At 24.5% G+C, this 19,311-nt stretch carries 36 protein-coding genes; all 36 read left to right on the top strand.

Annotation, left to right across the window (positions count from 1 at the left end):
- Nucleotides 1-52: 52 nt before the first annotated feature.
- The 36 genes from ACYUDJ_RS17480 to ACYUDJ_RS17305 all read left to right on the top strand — a co-directional run bounded on the left by ACYUDJ_RS17480 (nucleotide 53) and on the right by ACYUDJ_RS17305 (nucleotide 19,260).
- Nucleotides 53-520, top strand: coding sequence for a hypothetical protein (locus ACYUDJ_RS17480; protein ID WP_460289706.1), 468 nt, complete (start codon nucleotides 53-55; stop codon nucleotides 518-520).
- A gap of 47 nt (nucleotides 521-567) precedes the next feature.
- Nucleotides 568-858, top strand: coding sequence for a helix-turn-helix domain-containing protein (locus ACYUDJ_RS17475; RefSeq protein WP_460289705.1), 291 nt, complete (start codon nucleotides 568-570; stop codon nucleotides 856-858).
- Between the two features lie 70 nt (nucleotides 859-928).
- The gene (locus ACYUDJ_RS17470; protein ID WP_460289704.1) at nucleotides 929-1,996 is read left to right on the top strand and encodes a homing endonuclease associated repeat-containing protein; all 1,068 of its coding nucleotides are present in this window, start codon (nucleotides 929-931) and stop codon (nucleotides 1,994-1,996) included.
- Between the two features lie 126 nt (nucleotides 1,997-2,122).
- Nucleotides 2,123-3,037, top strand: coding sequence for a tyrosine-type recombinase/integrase (locus tag ACYUDJ_RS17465; RefSeq protein WP_460289703.1), 915 nt, complete (start codon nucleotides 2,123-2,125; stop codon nucleotides 3,035-3,037).
- 68 nt (nucleotides 3,038-3,105) lie between these two features.
- The gene (locus ACYUDJ_RS17460; RefSeq protein ID WP_460289702.1) at nucleotides 3,106-4,731 is read left to right on the top strand and encodes a DUF4942 domain-containing protein; all 1,626 of its coding nucleotides are present in this window, start codon (nucleotides 3,106-3,108) and stop codon (nucleotides 4,729-4,731) included.
- A gap of 82 nt (nucleotides 4,732-4,813) precedes the next feature.
- Entirely contained in the window at nucleotides 4,814-5,035 is a 222-nt protein-coding gene (locus ACYUDJ_RS17455; protein ID WP_460289700.1) for a hypothetical protein, read from the top strand.
- A 49-nt stretch (nucleotides 5,036-5,084) separates the two neighbouring features.
- Nucleotides 5,085-6,176, top strand: a complete 1,092-nt coding sequence (gene clpX / locus ACYUDJ_RS17450; protein ID WP_460289699.1) for an ATP-dependent Clp protease ATP-binding subunit ClpX — start codon at nucleotides 5,085-5,087, stop codon at nucleotides 6,174-6,176.
- Nucleotides 6,177-6,188: 12 nt separating this feature from the next.
- On the top strand, nucleotides 6,189-6,755 hold the full coding sequence (gene yyaC / locus ACYUDJ_RS17445) for a spore protease YyaC (protein ID WP_460289698.1): 567 nt from the start codon (nucleotides 6,189-6,191) through the stop codon (nucleotides 6,753-6,755).
- 85 nt (nucleotides 6,756-6,840) lie between these two features.
- Complete coding sequence (locus ACYUDJ_RS17440) at nucleotides 6,841-6,993, top strand: hypothetical protein (protein ID WP_460289697.1); 153 nt, start codon at nucleotides 6,841-6,843, stop codon at nucleotides 6,991-6,993.
- A gap of 37 nt (nucleotides 6,994-7,030) precedes the next feature.
- On the top strand, nucleotides 7,031-7,327 hold the full coding sequence (locus tag ACYUDJ_RS17435; RefSeq protein ID WP_460289696.1) for a hypothetical protein: 297 nt from the start codon (nucleotides 7,031-7,033) through the stop codon (nucleotides 7,325-7,327).
- A 131-nt stretch (nucleotides 7,328-7,458) separates the two neighbouring features.
- A complete protein-coding gene (locus tag ACYUDJ_RS17430) occupies nucleotides 7,459-7,980 on the top strand; it encodes a hypothetical protein (protein WP_460289695.1) in 522 nt (173 codons plus the stop codon).
- Between the two features lie 40 nt (nucleotides 7,981-8,020).
- On the top strand, nucleotides 8,021-8,566 hold the full coding sequence (locus tag ACYUDJ_RS17425; protein ID WP_460289694.1) for a hypothetical protein: 546 nt from the start codon (nucleotides 8,021-8,023) through the stop codon (nucleotides 8,564-8,566).
- Between the two features lie 176 nt (nucleotides 8,567-8,742).
- Nucleotides 8,743-9,021, top strand: a complete 279-nt coding sequence (locus tag ACYUDJ_RS17420) for a hypothetical protein (RefSeq protein WP_460289693.1) — start codon at nucleotides 8,743-8,745, stop codon at nucleotides 9,019-9,021.
- Nucleotides 9,022-9,048: 27 nt separating this feature from the next.
- Nucleotides 9,049-9,912: a radical SAM protein gene (locus tag ACYUDJ_RS17415; RefSeq protein WP_460289692.1), complete on the top strand. Its 864-nt coding sequence runs from the start codon at nucleotides 9,049-9,051 to the stop codon at nucleotides 9,910-9,912.
- Nucleotides 9,913-10,060: 148 nt separating this feature from the next.
- Complete coding sequence (locus ACYUDJ_RS17410) at nucleotides 10,061-10,375, top strand: hypothetical protein (protein ID WP_460289691.1); 315 nt, start codon at nucleotides 10,061-10,063, stop codon at nucleotides 10,373-10,375.
- Entirely contained in the window at nucleotides 10,376-10,789 is a 414-nt protein-coding gene (locus ACYUDJ_RS17405; RefSeq protein WP_460289690.1) for a hypothetical protein, read from the top strand.
- Nucleotides 10,790-10,881: 92 nt separating this feature from the next.
- Nucleotides 10,882-11,634 (top strand): hypothetical protein, encoded by a 753-nt coding sequence (locus tag ACYUDJ_RS17400; protein ID WP_460289689.1) that lies wholly within the window; start codon nucleotides 10,882-10,884, stop codon nucleotides 11,632-11,634.
- 58 nt (nucleotides 11,635-11,692) lie between these two features.
- Nucleotides 11,693-12,346: a hypothetical protein gene (locus ACYUDJ_RS17395; RefSeq protein ID WP_460289688.1), complete on the top strand. Its 654-nt coding sequence runs from the start codon at nucleotides 11,693-11,695 to the stop codon at nucleotides 12,344-12,346.
- Nucleotides 12,347-12,536: 190 nt separating this feature from the next.
- The gene (locus ACYUDJ_RS17390; protein WP_460289687.1) at nucleotides 12,537-12,992 is read left to right on the top strand and encodes a hypothetical protein; all 456 of its coding nucleotides are present in this window, start codon (nucleotides 12,537-12,539) and stop codon (nucleotides 12,990-12,992) included.
- Entirely contained in the window at nucleotides 12,985-13,908 is a 924-nt protein-coding gene (locus tag ACYUDJ_RS17385; protein ID WP_460289686.1) for an AAA family ATPase, read from the top strand. The genes ACYUDJ_RS17390 and ACYUDJ_RS17385 overlap by 8 nt, the downstream gene beginning before the upstream one ends.
- Before the next feature lie 321 nt (nucleotides 13,909-14,229).
- Nucleotides 14,230-14,424 carry a hypothetical protein gene (locus tag ACYUDJ_RS17380; RefSeq protein ID WP_460289685.1) on the top strand — a complete coding sequence of 65 codons (195 nt, stop codon included), beginning with the start codon at nucleotides 14,230-14,232 and terminating at the stop codon, nucleotides 14,422-14,424.
- A gap of 60 nt (nucleotides 14,425-14,484) precedes the next feature.
- Entirely contained in the window at nucleotides 14,485-14,799 is a 315-nt protein-coding gene (locus tag ACYUDJ_RS17375) for a hypothetical protein (protein ID WP_460289684.1), read from the top strand.
- An 87-nt stretch (nucleotides 14,800-14,886) separates the two neighbouring features.
- The gene (locus ACYUDJ_RS17370; RefSeq protein ID WP_460289683.1) at nucleotides 14,887-15,153 is read left to right on the top strand and encodes a hypothetical protein; all 267 of its coding nucleotides are present in this window, start codon (nucleotides 14,887-14,889) and stop codon (nucleotides 15,151-15,153) included.
- Nucleotides 15,154-15,192: 39 nt separating this feature from the next.
- The gene (locus ACYUDJ_RS17365) at nucleotides 15,193-15,498 is read left to right on the top strand and encodes a hypothetical protein (RefSeq protein WP_460289682.1); all 306 of its coding nucleotides are present in this window, start codon (nucleotides 15,193-15,195) and stop codon (nucleotides 15,496-15,498) included.
- 50 nt (nucleotides 15,499-15,548) lie between these two features.
- Entirely contained in the window at nucleotides 15,549-15,812 is a 264-nt protein-coding gene (locus tag ACYUDJ_RS17360) for a hypothetical protein (protein WP_460289681.1), read from the top strand.
- Between the two features lie 105 nt (nucleotides 15,813-15,917).
- Entirely contained in the window at nucleotides 15,918-16,106 is a 189-nt protein-coding gene (locus tag ACYUDJ_RS17355; RefSeq protein ID WP_460289680.1) for a hypothetical protein, read from the top strand.
- Nucleotides 16,107-16,139: 33 nt separating this feature from the next.
- Entirely contained in the window at nucleotides 16,140-16,475 is a 336-nt protein-coding gene (locus ACYUDJ_RS17350; protein WP_460289679.1) for a hypothetical protein, read from the top strand.
- Nucleotides 16,453-16,998, top strand: coding sequence for a hypothetical protein (locus tag ACYUDJ_RS17345; RefSeq protein WP_460289678.1), 546 nt, complete (start codon nucleotides 16,453-16,455; stop codon nucleotides 16,996-16,998). The genes ACYUDJ_RS17350 and ACYUDJ_RS17345 overlap by 23 nt, the downstream gene beginning before the upstream one ends.
- Nucleotides 16,999-17,086: 88 nt before the next feature.
- Nucleotides 17,087-17,518 (top strand): hypothetical protein, encoded by a 432-nt coding sequence (locus ACYUDJ_RS17340; protein ID WP_460289677.1) that lies wholly within the window; start codon nucleotides 17,087-17,089, stop codon nucleotides 17,516-17,518.
- A gap of 14 nt (nucleotides 17,519-17,532) precedes the next feature.
- Nucleotides 17,533-17,661: a hypothetical protein gene (locus ACYUDJ_RS17335; protein WP_460289676.1), complete on the top strand. Its 129-nt coding sequence runs from the start codon at nucleotides 17,533-17,535 to the stop codon at nucleotides 17,659-17,661.
- Nucleotides 17,662-17,698: 37 nt separating this feature from the next.
- Nucleotides 17,699-17,992 carry a hypothetical protein gene (locus ACYUDJ_RS17330; protein WP_460289675.1) on the top strand — a complete coding sequence of 98 codons (294 nt, stop codon included), beginning with the start codon at nucleotides 17,699-17,701 and terminating at the stop codon, nucleotides 17,990-17,992.
- A gap of 1 nt (nucleotide 17,993) precedes the next feature.
- Nucleotides 17,994-18,245 (top strand): hypothetical protein, encoded by a 252-nt coding sequence (locus tag ACYUDJ_RS17325; protein ID WP_460289674.1) that lies wholly within the window; start codon nucleotides 17,994-17,996, stop codon nucleotides 18,243-18,245.
- A gap of 27 nt (nucleotides 18,246-18,272) precedes the next feature.
- Nucleotides 18,273-18,437, top strand: a complete 165-nt coding sequence (locus tag ACYUDJ_RS17320) for a hypothetical protein (RefSeq protein WP_460289673.1) — start codon at nucleotides 18,273-18,275, stop codon at nucleotides 18,435-18,437.
- A gap of 75 nt (nucleotides 18,438-18,512) precedes the next feature.
- Nucleotides 18,513-18,887: a hypothetical protein gene (locus ACYUDJ_RS17315; RefSeq protein WP_460289672.1), complete on the top strand. Its 375-nt coding sequence runs from the start codon at nucleotides 18,513-18,515 to the stop codon at nucleotides 18,885-18,887.
- Between the two features lie 15 nt (nucleotides 18,888-18,902).
- On the top strand, nucleotides 18,903-19,043 hold the full coding sequence (locus tag ACYUDJ_RS17310) for a hypothetical protein (protein ID WP_460289671.1): 141 nt from the start codon (nucleotides 18,903-18,905) through the stop codon (nucleotides 19,041-19,043).
- 49 nt (nucleotides 19,044-19,092) lie between these two features.
- Nucleotides 19,093-19,260: a hypothetical protein gene (locus ACYUDJ_RS17305; protein ID WP_460289670.1), complete on the top strand. Its 168-nt coding sequence runs from the start codon at nucleotides 19,093-19,095 to the stop codon at nucleotides 19,258-19,260.
- The last annotated feature ends 51 nt before the right edge of the window (nucleotides 19,261-19,311 follow it).

The following is a 19,311-nucleotide window of genomic DNA, read 5'->3' as shown; positions in this document are numbered from 1 at the left end:
GATTTTATTTGTATATTTTGAAATAAATGTAAAGTAAAGGAGCGTAAAAAAGTTGAATAAAATAAAAGTAAAAGATTTGCTATGTATTACAGGAGGCAATACAAAAGTAGTTATATATGATATAAATGATAATAGCTATAAAGAACTTTGGAAGGGCATTGTAGATGATATTGACTTTAATAATGTACCTTATGCAAACAACGAAGTAGAACATCAAACAGTAGTCAATGACGAGGACATATTGCAAATTCATATAAGATTTATTGATAAAAATAATGTAAAACAGTATTTTGATAAGAATAATAAAGAAGTTAAGGATTATAATTATCTTATTTGTGAAGAAGAAGTTTGTCAAGCATTAAGATGCGATGATGGTACTTTACTATATGAAATTTTAATATTAAAGAAAAATGGAGAATTGGATTTAAAAGATGATTTTTATTATCCTGATGCATATGAATCTAAAGAAATAGAAATCATAAACAAAGAAAAAGCAATAGAATTGTTGACAAAAATTTGATTTGATGTTATTCTAAACACAAAATAACATCAAAGAAGGTGTAAAATATGTTTCACAAAATAAATCCTGAAGAAGAAATTGAAAAAGCTATTGAGAATAATCCTGAATTAGAAATTTATATGAAACAGGCTGATGCTCAATATCAGTTAATTAAATCATTAGTCGAATTTAGGAAGTCTGCTAAAATAACTCAGAGAGAAATTGCAGAAAGAAGCGGATTAACTCAGCAAATGGTTTCAAGAATAGAGAAAATTGATAATTCTCCAACATTAGATGTATTTTTAAGATATGTTTCAGCTTTAGGATTAGAGTTAAAAATTAATAAAGACGAAAATTAATTATATTAAGTATGATAATATAAAACCTTGGTAAATATATTAATGATAATATTTTATCGAGGTGATTTAATTGAGAAAATATTCAAATGAAGAATTGTTAGAACAAGTAAGAGATAAAGCAAAAGAGTTAGGAAGAATACCGAAAACTGCTGAAGTAAAATCTTATATAACAATCATCAAAAGATTCGGAAGTTGGAATAATGCATTGAAAAAAGCAGGATATACGAATAAAGAAATTTACGAATCTAAAAAACGATATGTTTATACTAACGAAGACTTATTAAATATAATAAAATGCAAAGAAAAAGAAATAGGAAGAATACCTCATTCAAGGGAAATAAAACAACGGAATATAATATCTAAAAGATTTGGCTCATGGAATAATGCATTGAAATTAGCAGGATATAAAGATACTCAAATATTAAAAAAGAATAAAGAATTTACACGAGAAGAACTTTTAGAATTAATAAGATGTAAATATAATGAATTAGGTCGAATACCAAAAATGACAGAATTTGAATTACAATATGAAGTGTATAAAAATTTTGATTCATGGAAAGATGCTTTGAAATTAGCAGGAATTAAAATGAAATCAGATAAAAAGCAAATAAAAAGTAATGAGAAAAAGAAAAAATATAGTGATGAAGACTTATTACAAAAAATTAAGGATAAATATAATGAACTAGGAGAAATACCAAAGTCCTATCAAGTTGAAAATTATACAATTATAATTAGAAGGTTTAATGGTTGGGATAATGCTTTAAAAAAGGCAGGGTTTGATGATAAAGAATTAAAAGAATACAATAAAACATATACAAAAAAAGATTTATTAAATATGATAAAAGAAAAAACTAAAGAATTAGGAAGAATACCTAGTATGACAGAGTTTTCACATAAACATAGAATTGTTAAGAATTTTGGTACTTGGGAAAATGCATTAATAGAAGCAGGATTTAGTAAAGAAGAAATACACAATCGTAATAAAAAGTATAGCGATGAAGATTTATTAAATATAATAAAAACAAAATATCTTCAATTAGGAAAAATACCTCAAACTAAGGATGTAAAGCAATATTATTCTATAATTTATAGGTTCGACTCATGGCAAAATGCGTTAAAAGAAGCAGAGTTAATATAAAAAGTTACTTTTATCCAATTTATTACAAGGAAATTTTGAAATAATCCTTGTAATTTTTTTTAATACATGTTACTATGTTAATATAAAACAATTTAACAAATATAAATCACAAGGAGTTGTTTTTAAATGAATGAATTACCTAAAAGAGTTGAGGATTTTTTAAAATATTTAAGAGGTATAAAAAATAAAAGTCAAAATACAATAGAAGGATATGAAGTAGATTTAAAAATGTTTTTTAGATGGTATAAATTAGATAGGGGATTAGTCAATAAAGATATTAAGTTTCAAAATATAAATATATCAGATATTAAAGATACTCATATTAAATCTGTCACATTACAGGATTTATATAATTTTGTTTATTACCTACAGAATGAAAGAAAGAACAGTGAAAAATCAAGAGCTAGGAAAATAGCTAGTTTAAAATCATTTTTTCATTATTTAAAAACTAAAGCAAAAATAATAGAGGAAGATGTTTCAATAGAATTAGAAACTCCAGATATCAAAAAAAGAGAACCTGTATATTTAACTTTAGAAGAATGTAACAAATTATTAGAAGTTATTCGAGATGGTAGTGCAAGAAGTAAGAGAAATTATTGTATAGTAATTATACTACTTAATCATGGACTTAGAGTAAGTGAATTATTAAATTTAAAAGTAGAGGACATAGTAAACAATGAAAAATTAAAGATTATAGGAAAAGGTGACAAGCAGAGATACTTATATCTTAATAACGTTACCAGAGAAGCTATATTAGCTTATATTAAAGACGAAGATATAACAGAGGGTAAGTTATTCAATATAAGCGATACACAGGTTAACAATGTAATTAAAGGATATTGTAAAACTGCTAATATAAATAAACCTATAACGGCACATAAATTACGTCATACATTTGCTACTGTAAATCTTAAACAAACTAAAGATTTAAGATATGTACAAGAAGCTTTGGGACATAGTAATATTTCAACTACACAAATATATACACATGTTTTAGATGAAGATAAGAAAAAATATGCAAATGAAGTTCAAATAGGATAAAATATACTATAAACAAAAATAAGGGTTTGTTGATTAATATAAAATAATTTAACAAAGGAGTAAAGAAAATGTTTGAAAATAATAAAGATTTTTATCCAACACCTAAAAAATTAATAAATAAAATGTTAGAAAATATAGACCTTAGAGAAATGAAAACAATATTAGAACCATCAGCAGGGAAAGGCGATATAGTTGAAATAATAAAAGAAAAGAAAAGGGCACAAAGAAGAAATGATTATTATAGTAGCAAAGACATTAAATATGACATAGATTGTATTGAAATTGATGAAAATTTACAAATGATATTAAAAGGAAAAGGGTTCAGAGTTATTCATAATGATTTTTTAACTTATAATGGATTTAAGAAATATGATTTAATTGTAGCTAATTTTCCGTTTTCTCAAGGAGATAGGCATCTAGCTAAAGCATTAGAATTAATAGAAAATGGTGGTAATCTTGTTTGCTTAATTAATGCCGAAACTATAAAAAATCCATATAGTAATTTGAGAAGAGTATTATTAAAGAGATTAAACAAATATGATGCAAATATAGAGTATTTACAAGAAGAATTTATCAATGCAGAAAGAAAGACTAATGTAGAAGTCGCATTAATAAAAGTAAAGATAAAAAATAAAAACAAAGATAGCATTATATTAGAAAAACTAAAACAAGAAGAAATGATTAATAAACAAAACCAACAAAATAATAATACGTTAATTAATGGAGATTTCTTAACAGGGATAGTCCAACAATACAACTTTGAAATAAAGGCAGGAATAAAATTAATAAATGAATATTATAATTTACGACCTTTGGTATTAAAGAGTTTTAAAAAAGATAGTTGTTTTAATGATTCTATTTTGCATTTGTCAATTAATGGAGATAAATATGATAATACCATACAAGATGATACTTTGATAAATGCTTATGTAAAAAAGGTTAGATATAAATACTGGGAAGCTTTATTTAGTAATGAAAAATTCACAAAATTATTAACATCAAATTTATTAAATGAATTTAGACAAAAATTAACTGAATTACAAGATTATGATTTTAGTTTATATAATATAAAAGAATTACAAAAGCAGATGAATCAAAATGTAGTCAAAGGAGTAGAGGACACAATTTTAAGCTTATTCGAAGAATTTTCTAGTCAATATAGTTGGTATAAGGAGTGTAATAAAAATATTCATTATTACAATGGTTGGAGCAGTAATTCTGCATTTAAAATTAATAAACGCATAATAATTCCTTTATCCTCTTACGGGATATTAGGTGATAGATTAGATTATGGATATAAATTTTATGAGAAATTAAAAGATATAGAGCATGTTTTTGATTACTTAGATGGAGGAAAAACAGAAAATACAAATTTAAAAGAAATATTAGATGAGGCTGAAAAAGAAAGACAAACTAAAAATATAAAAACAAAATATTTTTCTATAAATACATATAAAAAAGGTACTACTCATTTAACATTTTTGAATGAAGAATTATTAAAAAAATTCAATATTTTTGGGAGCTGTAAAAAAGGATGGTTGCCTTTTTCTTATGGTAAATGTAAATATGAAGATATGTCAGACAAAGAAAAAGAAATAGTTGATGAGTTTGAGGGGAAAGAAAGTTATAAAAAGACTATGAAAAACTTAGATTATTACATATATGAACCAAAGAAAGTATTAATGTTACAATAATATAAAATAATTTGACAAAATAACAATAAGGTAGTATCATAAGATTATAGGAAATATTTAGTAAACAGGGGGAAAAGATAAGATGAAAGAATGTTTAGATTATCAACATGAGATACAAAACAAAGAGATAGAGGGGCTATTAGAAGAATTTCAACAGTTAATAGAAGAAAAACAATATCATAATTTAAGTTCACACAATGATAAATTAGAAAAGAAATGTGATCAAAAAATATTTTTAGTTAAATTAAAAATATTAGAGGAGGTAGAAATATTAAAAGATTGCATATCTACTATATGTGTATAAAATAATACTTTTATAGCGATGTAAAATAATTTAAGAAAGAAGGTAAAACATGAGTGTAACCTCACCACAAGAAATTAAAAGAGAATTAGATAAAAAGATAATAGGACAAGACCATGCTAAAAAAGTTCTATCAATAGAAATTTTTAAACATTATTTAAAAATACAAAACCAAGAAAGCTTGAAAGAAATGAATAAAGAAATTAAGAAAAATAATATATTAATGACAGGTAGTACAGGCACAGGCAAGACATATCTTGCACAAACAATAGCAGAAATTTTAGATGTTCCTTTTGCTATAGCAGATGCTACAACTTTAACACAAGCAGGTTATGTAGGAGAAGACGTAGAAAACATTCTTTTAAAGCTTATTCAAAATGCTGATTATGATATAGAAAGAGCAGAAAAAGGAATAGTATATATAGATGAAATAGATAAGATAGCAAGGAAATCAGAAAATCCTTCTATTACTAGAGATGTATCAGGTGAAGGAGTACAGCAAGCATTATTAAAAATTCTTGAAGGGACAGTAGCTTCTGTTCCACCACAGGGTGGAAGAAAGCACCCCAATCAAGATTGTTTAAAAATTAATACTAAAGATATATTATTTATAGCTGGAGGTAGTTTTGAAGGAATAGAAGATATAGTAAATAAAAGAATTGGTAGTAAAAATGATAAAAATATAGGTTTTACTCCTATAATAAATGATATTAAAACTAAAGAGTTGACAAATGATGAAATAAGAAACAATATAACTTTTCAAGATTTAAAAATATTCGGCTTAATGCCAGAATTATTAGGGAGATTTACTGCAATAACTAATTTACAATCTTTAAAATTAAATGATTTAGTTAAAATATTAAAATTAAAAGATGGAGTTATAAAGGAATATGAAACTATTTTCCAACTGCAAAATAAGAAATTAAAATTTAAAAAAGAAACTTTAGAAAAAATAGCTGAAATTGCATTGATAAATAAAACAGGGGCTAGAGGGTTAAGAAATATTGTTGAAAGAATAATGGAAGATTTTATGTTTAATGCTCCTTCAGAAAATAAGTTGAGCTATATAGTGGACTTGGATAGTATTAAAGTAATTTATAAAAATCATTTCAAAAATGAAAAATTGAAAGAGGAAATAGCCTAGGGAGGAATTCATATGAGTAAAATAAAAGATGATTATGGTGATAAAAATATAATAAGCAAAATATCACAGCAATTATTGAATATAATGAGTCAAAATAATGGCAATATAATTATAGTGAATATTGGAACTGATAGATGTATAGGAGATTCATTAGCTCCATTTGTTGGTACTATATTAAAAGAAAATGATTTACAAATACCTGTATATGGAACTATAAAAAATCCTATACACGCTTTGAACTTAGAAAGGGAAATAAGAAGTATAAAAAACAAACATCCTAACGCTACCATAATAGGAATAGATGCTTGTTTAGGTAAAAAAGAAAATATAGGGACTATTGAAATTAGGGAAAAACCTCTATATCCAGGAAAGGGAGTGGGAAAAGAGTTATTAGCAGTAGGAGAATATTCTATAATTGGAATAGTGGAAGAATCTGATAACGGTATAAAATTTGTTACAGGAAATAATATAAGATTGGATTTTATATTGGAAATGTCCAAGAGTATTGCAAAAGCAATAATTAAATCAGTAAATTATTATTACATAGAAAATAACGAAATAGCAATTTGTAACTTATAATAAGGATTAAAAGTATTTAAAAAAGATATTTTAATTAAACGTGACAAATACATAATTTGAAATTATTGCGAAGGAGTGATGTAAAATGAAAATAAATGTATTATCAAAAGACACAATTGGAAATATTTTTGAGTTAGTTACAAACATAAATAAAACATCTAATCTAACAGCTTCAGTATTACATGAAAGAAATAAAGAAGGTTACTATATTATAAGAATAGAATCATTGGAGGGATAATACGCAATTCAAATATTATATGAAAAGGGGTGTTTCAATGTTAATCTTATATAATTTTCCTACAGATAAACAGATAAAAACATTAAGATTTATTACTTTAACTACAGGAGTGATGTTTGAAGGAAACACTAAGTCAGAAGCAAGTAAATTCATTAAAGAGAACTTAAAATTTGCACAAAAAATAAAAGAGGAAAAGGATAAAAATAAGAATAGTCAATATCATGATTGGGATAATAATAGAGGTTCAGGAACAAGTAGAGCTTGTTATGGAAGTGATAATTTGGATTTAGCTTTTGAATCTGCTATAGAGCATAGTATGTTTGGAGGATGCTGATAATTTAGTAAAGAGGTGATAAATTTTTGTACATATATATTATAATTTTATTAATTGGATTTTTTATAGGATTATTTTATGGAAAATCTATTGTAAAATAATTTAACAAATAAAAAGAAGGAGGAGTTCAAATGCATAACAAATCAATAGAATATATAAAAAACAGAGTTAAGCAATCAATAGATGATATAGGGGACATACCTTTAGACAATTGGGATAATGTCAAAGTAATAAATCCAATGAAATGGCTAGAATCAGAGTTTAATATTCCTGTAGCCAATAATAAAATAACATGTGACTTGGCAATTAATAAGAAGTTTAAAAATGAAGTTACAATAGAATATGATGATAAAGTAAATTATGATTACTTTACATCAGATTTTATAATACATGATGGTACTTTATTGTTTCAAGCACAAGCTATAAGCAAAATGATGTTGAAGCTTTTGAAAAGGGAAACTTATTCCAAAAAGGTAGCTACGGATGGTTTTATAAAAAATCCATTTAATTATGATGTAAAATACACTATAGGCGATATTTTAATTAATAGTGATTATGGAATAAAAGAAATTAACGGAAATAAAATGAAAGGTCAAAGAGATTGTATTGTTTTACCAATTAAATTTGAAATATTCAAACATAGAACAATTTAATAAAATTTTGTTTTTATAATAATTAAGGAGGAATTTTTAAATGAAAGTTGATTATAAAATAAAAGAGAATGGAAAGCCGTCAGTTGCTTTTAGTAAAGAAGGTCATTATTCAAGTTTCAATCTGTTAACTAAAGAACGTTTTAATTATAATAGGCAAAATTTATTTTTGCATGAATTAAAACAAAATTGTAATAATTTAAATAAGAATAGATGTTTTACTATTTCGATTAGACAAGATGGAAATAATAAGGAAGCAGGAAAATATAAAATGGCACAAATGAATTTAGAAGAAGATGAATTAATTATTATAAGAGATAATATTAATAAGATATTAGAATATAATACATATAATAATAAAAAGAAAGAAAATTATTTACCATTTTGTGATAAAAAATATGAAATAATTTATGCTAAAGATGGAGGATGTATAAATACTATAAATGATTTAACACAAATTGATTGTGTAAAGGGTACTTTAATTAATTATGATAATCCATTTACTGGTAGATTATTTTTAGAAAATGAGAAGGGAGCTTTAGAAATTATACCTATGGGAAGTGTATTAGAAATGAGGGAAATCAAATAATTGGATAAATAGAAGGAGCTATTAAATGGAAAAAATATGTTCTTCTAATGGTATTTTATATATACTATATTTGCCTTAATCTTAGGAATTATATAAATATCTATAAATCCAGATTATTATATTGCTAAAATGGTTATGAAAATGATAAAAAATATAAAATAGAGGAGGAATTTTAAATGAGCAAACATAAATATGGATATGATATAACAGAAGATATGAAGGAACTATATGGAGAAAGTTATGAGCAGATAAATAATATAAGAGTGTCTTTAGCAGAATCAGTTTTAACAACAAGCCAAACAATGTGTGATTTGATGAATATAATACAAAACCCTATTCCAATAAGACAACAGGAATTAGATAAATGGATAGAGGATAAGGAAGTATTTTTAAAAACTGTAGAAAAGCAATGCGACTTAATAGCATCTTTTGTTAAAGACTACCATGTAAAATAATTTGGTAAAATAGGAGGATAAATAAGAATGAAAAATATATTCATGAAAAACTGTTGTGATGGAGTTTATAATTCATTTGACGTTCATTTTACAAGCGTTTGTGATAACAAGTGTTCCCATTGTATAGATTGTAAATATGAAGGTTTTAATATTTTAAAACCTAATATAAATGCAATAGCAGATACAATAATAAAAAATAAAGATGGTTATGAAGATGTGTTGTTTTTAGGCGGAGAACCCTGTTTATATTTAGAAAAGTTAATAAAATGTATAAAATTAATTAAAAAAGAAACTACTTTAAAAACTTTTGTTACAACTTCTGTACCTAAAACTTGCTATGATAAAAGGGCATTGTTTGAAGAATTAATAGAATTAGTTGATGGGATTAATTTATCAGTTCAACATTATGATGAAAATATAGCAGATGAAATTAGAAATACTAAATCAAAATATGATAGACAATCGTTTTATAATAGTTTGCCTCATAAAGATAAAATCAGGATTAATTTAAATATTGTTAAACCATTCTTATATACAAAACAAGATTTAACAAAATGTTTAATGCATTATGATAAAATGGAGTTTAATTCGATAAAACTTTCAGAGATACAACATGGGAAAGAATATTACACATCTTTTGAAAAGACTTTTGGAATAAACTTAGGTTCACCTTTTTATCATGGTTGTCAGACATATTTAGACATGGATGAGATAATACCTGACTTCAAGACCCCTGTACTATTAAAACGTTCTTGTTTTATGTGTGAAGAAACATTAAAGGCTTCTTTTAAAGATGGTTTAAAAGTATTATATAAAACATTTAAGAATAAGCCACAAAATAAATATGGTGTAGTTTATGAAAATGGTAGATTAGAGAAAGGATGGGTGTAATAATCTGTATACCAAAGTTTTAAGAAAAATTTTAAGAAAAATATGTTATGGAAATGGTCATTGTGTTCCTGATGGTGGTGGGACAGGACATTGTTATTAAAATAGTTCTTTTATTATAAAATAATTTAATAAGAAAGAAGGCGGGTAAATGGTAGAGGAAAATGTATTAATATTTAAAAATATAAATGAAATTAAATTTACTAAAATCTATGGTAATACATATTCAGTTGCAATTAATTCGGATATAGAGAAAGACGGAAAAGAGTTTAGAAATATGATAAGTGATATACCAATTTGCAATATAGATTCCACACTAGAATTAACTTTAAGTAAAAATTATGAAGATTTTTACTTATCTAAATATAATATAATAAGAGATGAATCATATAACATACCAATAAATATTAGATTGAAATCCAATCCAATAACGAAAGAAATAATTTATGTAAAAGAGGGTGATTAAATGCCATACGTTTGTTTAAAATGTAATGAAGTATATAAAAATTCTATTAATCAAATTAAGCCAATTAAATATAGTGAAAATAAAGAATGGCGGTTTTGTCCAAAAACAAACTGTCATGGAGAAGTAGTAGAGATAGATGAATTAATTATGCCAACAATAATAGAATTAAATAAAAAAGGCTATACTACTGAATTTTGTTGCTCAGGACATTCTTATGAAAGATATACAGATACATATATTTCTTTTACAGGTGAAAAAATACCTATAAATTTACCAAAAGGCTTTATCATGGAAAAAATCGGTGATAAAGTTTGTATAAGAAAATATTATAATAACATTTTATCAAAATTAGAAAGGTTTGAAGAAATACTAAATACTAACTTAGAACTATTAAAATGGGCAAACAATTTATAAGTGTTTGGAAAAAGTAAATAGATAAAGCTAAACAAAGATTTGAGATTAGAGGATTTGTGGAAAAATAATTTATTATCATGAGAGGTGGTAAAATGTTTTTTAATATAGAAAAAATGAAAAACAGAAAAAAGCTTAAAGATTTTATAAAAAAGAATAATTTAGAACATGATAAACAGTGGGTATATTGTTATAAAGCAGTTAATCACGATTTAAGTAGTTATTATTATAGTTTTCCATACCAAATAGGAAAAGAATATGATTCAGCAATAGATAGTAAAGATGGAAGGTCTAAATTTTTTGCTACAACCTTAGAAAAATGTAAGAAATATGATACAAGCAAAAATGATTATTATCTTGAAGATAAAAAAACAAAAGAATTAAAAAGAATTGATTTTAGATATTCTAGTCGTAATTTAGAGTGTCCCGACTTAGTATTTTTAGATGAAAATAAATATGATGTAATTAAGTATAGTCCATGTATTATAAAAGTAGGGTTATTAAAAAAAGAATTAGAATTAGATTATGATAATGATTTAAAATCTTCTAAAATAAAAATTATAAGTATTATAGAATCTAGTAAAAAAGAGGTTATTAAAAACAGTAGATATATAGTTGTTACAGGTAAACTTAATAAATCATATTCAGGAGCTTACATACCATATGGTTTGTTTAAAATGGGGTTACGTGTATTTAGTGGAGATGTTGATTTAGAAAACGTTTTTCAACGTATTCCCCAAGAAAAATTTAAAGAAATTGTTAAGGAACGATTTACAAAAGCTAAAGATGAATATTTAGAAGAACAAAAAAAAGAGTTTGTAAAAAACAATGATAAATTTTATTTATAAAATATTCGTTTTATGGCAATATAAAATAATTTAATAAAATAGAAAAGGAGCGTTGCTTATGAGTTATAATGCATACATAACAAGAATAAAAAATATTAGAAAGCATATTAATGCAGATAGATTAAATGTAGGAGAATGCTTTGGAAATTCAGTAATAATTTCATTGGATATTAAGGAAGATGAATTAGGTATATATTTTCCTACTGATGGAAAACTAGGAATGGAATTTTGTGAAAAGAATAATTTGTTGAGAAAGAAAGATGAAAATGGAAATCAAATAGGAGGATATTTAGAACCTGAAAAACGTCATGTATCTACTTTAAAGCTTAGAGGAGAAAAGTCAGATGGTTTATTTATGCCATTAAAATGTTTAGAATCGTTTTGCGATATTACAACACTAAAAGAGGGAAATATAATAACTACATTAAATGGTGTTTTAATATGCGAAAAATGCATACCTAGAGGTAAAGTAAGGACACAAGGAACACCTAAAGAAAAGAACAAAAAAATTAGTTCTGAGTCATACCCATTTTTTAAAGAACATAGTGATACAGCACAACTGGCATATAACACACATCAATTTAAAGAAGGTGATTTATGCTATATTACCTTAAAGATGCATGGAACAAGCCAACGTAGTTCGTATACTATTAAAGAGAAGAAAAGAAAAACACCATATTTAATATATAAATTGTTAAAATTTATATATTAATATAGGCACTAAAAAAAATTGGGACAATGTTACAGGTACAAGAAGAGTTATAATAAAAGATTATGATAAAGGGTTTTATGGTAGTAATGAATTTAGAAAACAATATCATGATTTATTTGCAAGTAGATTAAGAAAAGGTGAAACAGTTTATTATGAAGTTGTAGGATATACAGATAAAAATCAAACAATTATGCCTGAATGTGATAATAAGAAAACAAAGGATAAAGAATTCGTAAAACAATATGGTAAGACTACTAAATTTACATACGGATGTGACATTGGAGAAAATAATATTTATGTATATAGAATGACTATGACAAATGAGGATGGCGATACAGTAGAATATCCTTGGCATTTAGTTAAATTACGTTGTGAGCAAATGGGTGTTAAATATTGTCCTGAATTAGATAGGTTTACCTTTACAAGTATTGAAGATTTAATGAGCAGAGTAGAAAAATTTGTAGATGGAACAGACCCAATAGGTAAAACTCATATTAGAGAAGGTATAGTGGTAAGAATAGACAATAAAGAAAATTTTACTGCATATAAACATAAGAATTTTACTTTTAAATTATTAGAGGGAATTATTAAAGAAAGTGACATATTAGATATGGAAGAATCAGAAAGTGAGAATAAAAATGAATAAGTTAATTATGATGGTTGGATTACCTGCGAGTGGGAAATCTTATTATGCTGATAAAATAGCTAAAAAAGAAAATGCGATAATAATATCCTCAGATAATTTAAGAAAAGAATTATTTAATGATATAGATGACCAAAAACATAATACAGAAATTTTTAAAGAATTACATAAAAGAGTAAAAGAAAATTTAAAACAAGAAAATAATATTGTAATAGACGCTACTAACATAAATCACAAAAGAAGAAAAGCATTATTAGATGAATTAAAGAGGTTTGACTGTTTTAAAGAATGTTATTTAATAGCAACTCCATACGAAAAATGTTTAAAACAAAATAAACAAAGAGAGAGGCAAATTCCAGAACATGTAATAAAAAGAATGTATAAAAATATAGTTATTCCTCAGTATTATGAAGGATGGAACAAAATTAATATTATTAAAAATTTTAATAAAGAAGATTTTGATGTTAATGAGTTATTTAATGGAGAAAATGGACTTAATAAAATAAATCAGGATAATCCTCATCATACATTAACAATAGGTAAACATTGTTTAAAATGTAGTTCTAATGTAGAAAATGATGAAAGTGCAAAGGATTTAGTAGAATTAGCATTAGTAAGTATTGCAGGATTATTTCATGATATAGGAAAAGCATTTACTAAAGAATTTAAAAATAGTAAAGGTGAAGTAACTGATATTGCACATTATTATGAACATCATAATGTATCTGCATATTTAAGTTTGTTTTACTTAAATCTTTGTGATGAAGATAAATTAAAAGTAACTAAATATATTCAATGGCATATGCAACCATTCTTTATTAAAACAGAAAAATCTAAAATTAAATTTATTAGATTAGTTGGTGAAGAATTTTATAATAATTTATTAATATTACATAAAGCTGATATAATAGCAAAATAATAGATAACAAATATAAAACAATTTGTTAAATGCGTTTGACAAGATAAGAAAATGATGGTAATATATAAATATAGTAATTTAAAACAATTTAATAAATTTTGAATTTTATTAAAAGCTAATAGGTGGATAAGTAATATTAAATTATTATTAAAACATAAAAGATTACATAAAAATGAAGGGAGAATTTAATATGATTTGGTTTATATTGTTTTTAATATTATTATTTATCTATCCACCTTTTGCCATATTATTATTAATTATAGGTATAGCAGCTAGAGTATTTTGTAAATAAAAAAGTAATAAAATTAAAGGAGAATATATATGAAAAATTATTTTTGGGATGATAAAGAATATAAGTGTCCTAATTGTGGAGGGGATTTAACCCCTGTATCAAGTATTTTCACAGAAGATTTACAGCAACAAACGGTTAGTTGTAGAAATAAAAATTGTGAAAAAATATTTGATATAACCTATAAATTAGTATTAGATAATTTTACTGAATGTAAGGAAGATTAATAATTTATTGAATGAATTTAAAAATAAAACAATAAAATATATATAAAATGAGGCGAAATAATGTTAAATGATAAAGAAAAAGAAAATCATCAATGTGGAATAGATTGTATAGAAGTTATAAAACATTTATATGGGGAAAATTACAAGAAAATAAATAAGCTAAGATGGGAATTATTCAAATCCTTAGATGATACTCCTTTTGAAGTGCAACGTTTAAGGTTATTTGTTCAAAATACGATACCAATAAATAAGAAAGATATAGAAGAGTTTGATAAACTTTATAGTAAAGTAAAGGAAGAATATGATTTAAAAAAATCAATTATAAAAACTATAGATGATATTAGGGAATTTGCTATTAAGTATCATTTAAAATAATTTAAAACACTTGTTTTATCAAAATATAAAATACCCAATTTGAAATTATTATAACTTGACTAAAAGTCAAAATTAAGGAGGAATATTATGCAATACATATTAACTCAAAGTGAGTATGATAAATTTATAAAATATAAAGAAGGTTTTATAAAGGCAAATAAAGTATTAGAAAGTAACTATGATGAAGATAATAAATGCTTTAATTTTAATGAGGATACTTATAAAATGTTAATGGCTGCATTAGGTAATAGTTTTGGTAGTGGTTATAGTGCAAATGTATGTGGAACTAAATTTATCATTACAAAAGACCATGTAGAAGGTTGCAGGATAGCAGATATGATTAAAAAATTGTAAAATACTTGTTATGCAATTCAAATATTGGAGGAATTAAAATTGAAAAGAAATAAATTAGATTTTAATGATGATAAAATAATATTAAGTATTTATAATGGGGCGAACGAGGTTTTTGGTGGCGGAATAGCAGTTCCAGTAGAAAATGGACATCCTTGTGGTTGGGAATGGTTAGATTTTAAATTTATTGATGATATATTAATAGATAAATTTGAAAGTTCGGATATAAGTGATGGTTGTGGGAATGGAGAATATGAAGACTTAACTTTAAAAGAAATTCTACTTAAAACAAATGGGAAATTTGCTTTTGAAGTTAATAGAAATACGATAAACTGGGATAAAGATTAATAGATAATACAAAAATATTGTAAATTTAAAAATAGGGAGGTGTTATATTTATGTTTGACGATATTATAGAATATGAAATGGACAAATTAAAAGAAATGGTTGAAAATAAAAAATTATTAAATAATAAAGCCAATAATTTTTTACGTGATTATGATTGGGAAGATGATTTTTCACATAATGATATAGGAAAAATGCAAGAAGAATTTATAATCCAAGCTAAAAAATATTTAAAAGAACAATGTAAAAATAAATATATAATCTATTGTGATTGGTGTGTTCATATTTGTAGCATGGATTTTTTAATAAGTATTTAAAAAAGAATCTTTATATGTTTTACATTTGTTAATTTATTATGTAAATATGTATCTTGTGAGTTGTATACACGAGATATATATGAAAGGTGGTGAAATAAAATATATTTGCCCAAATATTATATTGTAGAATTAATAACGGATGTATGTAATCCTTGGAATATGGATGAATACAACAAGAGTAGAAAGGTTATGGTTTGGGAAGATACTAATTTAAATTGTTATTGGACAGTAAATACAAATGATAATTTTAAAATTAATTGTGCAAAGAAGCTGCATGAGTTTATAAATAAATAAATATAAAATAATTTCAAAAAGGTTGTGTTTAATATGGTGAATTTAGAATCGGCTAAAATTATTACTAATTATTTAAAAGAGAACGAAAAAATTCTTTATAGAAATAATGTAAATGTATTTGGAGATGAAGACGTAGTTTATTTATATAATACAGAAGAGGATAGGGATAAACATATTAAAGAAATGAAAGAAAAAGGATGGAAACATGATATAGATTTTCAAAAAGATAAAGAAGGTATATATGTAGATTATTATCATATGAAAGATAATATTTACGTATTAAGAGCTTGGTTTAATAGGAGGATCGATACGGATATAGTTAAATGGTATAAGGAGAAGATAAAGTATGATTATTGTCAAAGGGATTAAAGCTACAGTTGTATTTGACCCACGTATTTTAGATAGCAAAATAAAGAGAGACTTTATTACGTATCTTTGTAATTGTAAAACAAAAGAGGATAGAAGAATAAAATATTTAGGACACAAAATAGAAAAAATGAAAAATTCAATAAAAGCAAAAGTTGATTTTGATGATAATATATATTACATAGTACATACTTGTAAGATATATCAAGAATATGTTTTGCATAAATTAGATATAGATATCCCTATTCAGTTACACAAAGGTGATGAAATACAAATTAATAAAAATAATAAGATTATTATTGATAGAGTAAGTTATGAAGATGGAAATGTTGTTTATTGCACTAATGATACTATCGAATTCATAAACGATAATAAAGAATATTTCGATAAGACCATAAAAGAAGCCGAACAAAAATATAAAGAAAAGTTAAAAGAATTGGAAATAGAATTACATCAATTGCTAGAAGAACAAGCTGAAAATAAAAAGCTTAAAAATAGAATATTAAAATTTTTGCATGTTAAATAATAGGAATAGAATGTATAATTTATGTAGCATAAGAAACTGTTGTGTTTTATAATTTAAATATATTAAAAGTAGAAAGTGGGCTTATTATATGAAAACATGTAAAACACAAAAACAATTTGAAAAGGAAGTTTATGATTTAGTCGGTGACGAATATACAGTATTAGGTAAGTATATTAAAGGCAGTATAAAATTAAGAATGAGACATAATAAGTGCAAACATGAATGGGATGTATTACCTAATAAATTTTTACAAGGGACAAGATGTGCGAAATGCTATAGAGGTGGAAAGAAATCACACGAAGAGTTTGTAAAAGAAGTATCTGAATTAGTTAGTGATGAGTATACTGTACTCAGCAAATATACAAAAAGTGATGAAAAGGTAAGGATGAAACACAATAAATGTGGCTATGATGAGTGGAATGTAACTCCAGACAATTTTTTAAGAGGTACTCGCTGTCCGAAATGTGCATATAAGAGAATAAGCGAAGCACAAATGGAAATACATAAAAAGGAAAAGTAAAGGAGAGACAAAATATGAGTAAATATGTTATTTGCTGTCCTAATTGCGAAAATCATGATTTAGAACAAATAGATTATAATGAGTTTGAATGCGAATGTGGAGAAGAATTTGATATAGAAAAAGCAGAGGTAAAAGAATTATAATAAATATCAAAAGTGATGTTTATAAAGAGGTGAGAGTATGAGGTTACTTACTTTAAATATTTTAATAGGAGCATTGGCTTTTACAATAAATAAAATAAATGATATGAATAAAAACATAAACCCATTTGAATCTTTTAATTCGATACAAGAAAGCTTAGAGAAAATAAACAACGAAAAAATGACTAACTTTGTTAATGGATTAATAGATGCTAGTATGTCTAACCCATTGATAGGATACTTTTTTATATTTTTAGTATATATGACACCTATTTTAAATCTATTATTATTAATCAATGGTATAGTAAATTATTTTAAAGAAAGAGATGATTAATATGATAAAATGTGAAAACATAAATAATTGTAAAACTGATAAAAAACATATATTTTGCAAATATTGTATACGCAATAAAAGTAAAGTAAGACTTAATGACTACTATAATTATGATGCTGAATTATTAGCATTTAAGACTATTTTAAAAACAGCAAAGGATTTGAGTGTTACCGAAGAACAATTAAAATGTGCAATTAATATAGTTACAGAATGTTGTGAAAATGATAATAACGATTCAGCTAATATAAAATAATTTAATAATAAAAAATGGAGGGATTAGATGAATGATTATAAAGAAAAATTAAAACAAGATTTAAATAAACAAAAATGTCCAGAATGCAATTGTACAGATATTGGAATAGATAATTGGGGTATGTTTGAAGGTGAATATGATTGGTTTTATTATTGCAAACAGTGTGATATAACATTTTATAAGTCAAATTAAATTGAGGATTTTATCATAGAACAATTTAACAATTATTTAATTAAAATAGATAAAAATAAAATTAGGGAGGAAAATATGAAAATAGATTATGTGAAGAAAGTATGTACAGGATGTTATAGTGGGTATGGTTATGAAATTAAAAATATAGAGTTATGCTGTGAATGGATGAAATATGATTTAACAAGTAATTTAATAAATATGAGCGGGTGGAATCCCTATGAACGTAGAGATTATTATTTAGGTTTGGTAATTAATAAGGACAATCATAAAATTTTAATAAATTTTTGTCCTCATTGTGGTAAACCTATAATATTAAATAAACTAGAAGATGAAATCTATAATGAACTGGATCGGTATGATTCAGAAAAAATAATAAATAGATGGGATTATTTCAGTCCTTATGATTTTAATAAAAATCAACGTTTTTATAATTGTAAATATGAAAAATAGTTAGGAGGCAAAACAATGGATCAGAGAGAAAAATGTGATATTTGTTTTTTTAGGGACAAGGATGACAATTGTAGTGAAATATTGGGTGTTATGGGAAGTAGAACTCCTTGTAATTATATAAAGAAATGTGAGATATTTCAACCAAAAAAGAAATAATTAAATACGTAATTTGAAATTATTATGAAAGAATGAGGTTTGATTATATATGAACATTATAGAGCAAATAATAAATGAATTAAAGGAAGATTCATGCGAGTTATATTACAAAGAAAGAGATATATTACAGAAGATAACTTTACTTGAAAATATGATACAAGAAGCTGACGAGCTAAAGGGAATATTAAAAGAAGAATTAGAAGCAATATTGAATTAAGTCATATTGCAAAAATGGGAGTGTTTAATTATGAATGATGAAGGGTATAGA

The organism is Clostridium sp. CTA-6, from assembly GCF_054768115.1.
Note: the sequence above shows the minus strand (reverse complement) of the source record. Positions and strands in the feature narration are given on the sequence as shown.

What these genes read in the sequence shown, in the direction of transcription:
- ACYUDJ_RS17435 (WP_460289696.1), top strand. Translation starts at nt 7,031, where the DNA reads ATGTTAATCTTATATAATTTTCCTACAGATAAACAGATAAAAACATTA.
- ACYUDJ_RS17360 (WP_460289681.1), top strand. Translation starts at nt 15,549, where the DNA reads ATGTTTGACGATATTATAGAATATGAAATGGACAAATTAAAAGAAATG.
- ACYUDJ_RS17415 (WP_460289692.1), top strand. Translation starts at nt 9,049, where the DNA reads ATGAAAAATATATTCATGAAAAACTGTTGTGATGGAGTTTATAATTCA.
- ACYUDJ_RS17395 (WP_460289688.1), top strand. Translation starts at nt 11,693, where the DNA reads ATGAGTTATAATGCATACATAACAAGAATAAAAAATATTAGAAAGCAT.
- ACYUDJ_RS17460 (WP_460289702.1), top strand. Translation starts at nt 3,106, where the DNA reads ATGTTTGAAAATAATAAAGATTTTTATCCAACACCTAAAAAATTAATA.
- ACYUDJ_RS17405 (WP_460289690.1), top strand. Translation starts at nt 10,376, where the DNA reads ATGCCATACGTTTGTTTAAAATGTAATGAAGTATATAAAAATTCTATT.
- ACYUDJ_RS17330 (WP_460289675.1), top strand. Translation starts at nt 17,699, where the DNA reads ATGAGGTTACTTACTTTAAATATTTTAATAGGAGCATTGGCTTTTACA.
- ACYUDJ_RS17380 (WP_460289685.1), top strand. Translation starts at nt 14,230, where the DNA reads ATGAAAAATTATTTTTGGGATGATAAAGAATATAAGTGTCCTAATTGT.
- ACYUDJ_RS17400 (WP_460289689.1), top strand. Translation starts at nt 10,882, where the DNA reads ATGTTTTTTAATATAGAAAAAATGAAAAACAGAAAAAAGCTTAAAGAT.
- ACYUDJ_RS17320 (WP_460289673.1), top strand. Translation starts at nt 18,273, where the DNA reads ATGAATGATTATAAAGAAAAATTAAAACAAGATTTAAATAAACAAAAA.
- ACYUDJ_RS17465 (WP_460289703.1), top strand. Translation starts at nt 2,123, where the DNA reads ATGAATGAATTACCTAAAAGAGTTGAGGATTTTTTAAAATATTTAAGA.
- ACYUDJ_RS17305 (WP_460289670.1), top strand. Translation starts at nt 19,093, where the DNA reads ATGAACATTATAGAGCAAATAATAAATGAATTAAAGGAAGATTCATGC.
- ACYUDJ_RS17425 (WP_460289694.1), top strand. Translation starts at nt 8,021, where the DNA reads ATGAAAGTTGATTATAAAATAAAAGAGAATGGAAAGCCGTCAGTTGCT.
- ACYUDJ_RS17340 (WP_460289677.1), top strand. Translation starts at nt 17,087, where the DNA reads ATGAAAACATGTAAAACACAAAAACAATTTGAAAAGGAAGTTTATGAT.
- ACYUDJ_RS17350 (WP_460289679.1), top strand. Translation starts at nt 16,140, where the DNA reads ATGGTGAATTTAGAATCGGCTAAAATTATTACTAATTATTTAAAAGAG.
- ACYUDJ_RS17430 (WP_460289695.1), top strand. Translation starts at nt 7,459, where the DNA reads ATGCATAACAAATCAATAGAATATATAAAAAACAGAGTTAAGCAATCA.
- ACYUDJ_RS17475 (WP_460289705.1), top strand. Translation starts at nt 568, where the DNA reads ATGTTTCACAAAATAAATCCTGAAGAAGAAATTGAAAAAGCTATTGAG.
- ACYUDJ_RS17310 (WP_460289671.1), top strand. Translation starts at nt 18,903, where the DNA reads ATGGATCAGAGAGAAAAATGTGATATTTGTTTTTTTAGGGACAAGGAT.
- ACYUDJ_RS17440 (WP_460289697.1), top strand. Translation starts at nt 6,841, where the DNA reads ATGAAAATAAATGTATTATCAAAAGACACAATTGGAAATATTTTTGAG.
- ACYUDJ_RS17420 (WP_460289693.1), top strand. Translation starts at nt 8,743, where the DNA reads ATGAGCAAACATAAATATGGATATGATATAACAGAAGATATGAAGGAA.
- ACYUDJ_RS17370 (WP_460289683.1), top strand. Translation starts at nt 14,887, where the DNA reads ATGCAATACATATTAACTCAAAGTGAGTATGATAAATTTATAAAATAT.
- yyaC (WP_460289698.1), top strand. Translation starts at nt 6,189, where the DNA reads ATGAGTAAAATAAAAGATGATTATGGTGATAAAAATATAATAAGCAAA.
- ACYUDJ_RS17345 (WP_460289678.1), top strand. Translation starts at nt 16,453, where the DNA reads ATGATTATTGTCAAAGGGATTAAAGCTACAGTTGTATTTGACCCACGT.
- ACYUDJ_RS17375 (WP_460289684.1), top strand. Translation starts at nt 14,485, where the DNA reads ATGTTAAATGATAAAGAAAAAGAAAATCATCAATGTGGAATAGATTGT.
- ACYUDJ_RS17385 (WP_460289686.1), top strand. Translation starts at nt 12,985, where the DNA reads ATGAATAAGTTAATTATGATGGTTGGATTACCTGCGAGTGGGAAATCT.
- ACYUDJ_RS17315 (WP_460289672.1), top strand. Translation starts at nt 18,513, where the DNA reads ATGAAAATAGATTATGTGAAGAAAGTATGTACAGGATGTTATAGTGGG.
- ACYUDJ_RS17410 (WP_460289691.1), top strand. Translation starts at nt 10,061, where the DNA reads ATGGTAGAGGAAAATGTATTAATATTTAAAAATATAAATGAAATTAAA.
- clpX (WP_460289699.1), top strand. Translation starts at nt 5,085, where the DNA reads ATGAGTGTAACCTCACCACAAGAAATTAAAAGAGAATTAGATAAAAAG.
- ACYUDJ_RS17335 (WP_460289676.1), top strand. Translation starts at nt 17,533, where the DNA reads ATGAGTAAATATGTTATTTGCTGTCCTAATTGCGAAAATCATGATTTA.
- ACYUDJ_RS17455 (WP_460289700.1), top strand. Translation starts at nt 4,814, where the DNA reads ATGAAAGAATGTTTAGATTATCAACATGAGATACAAAACAAAGAGATA.
- ACYUDJ_RS17325 (WP_460289674.1), top strand. Translation starts at nt 17,994, where the DNA reads ATGATAAAATGTGAAAACATAAATAATTGTAAAACTGATAAAAAACAT.
- ACYUDJ_RS17390 (WP_460289687.1), top strand. Translation starts at nt 12,537, where the DNA reads ATGCCTGAATGTGATAATAAGAAAACAAAGGATAAAGAATTCGTAAAA.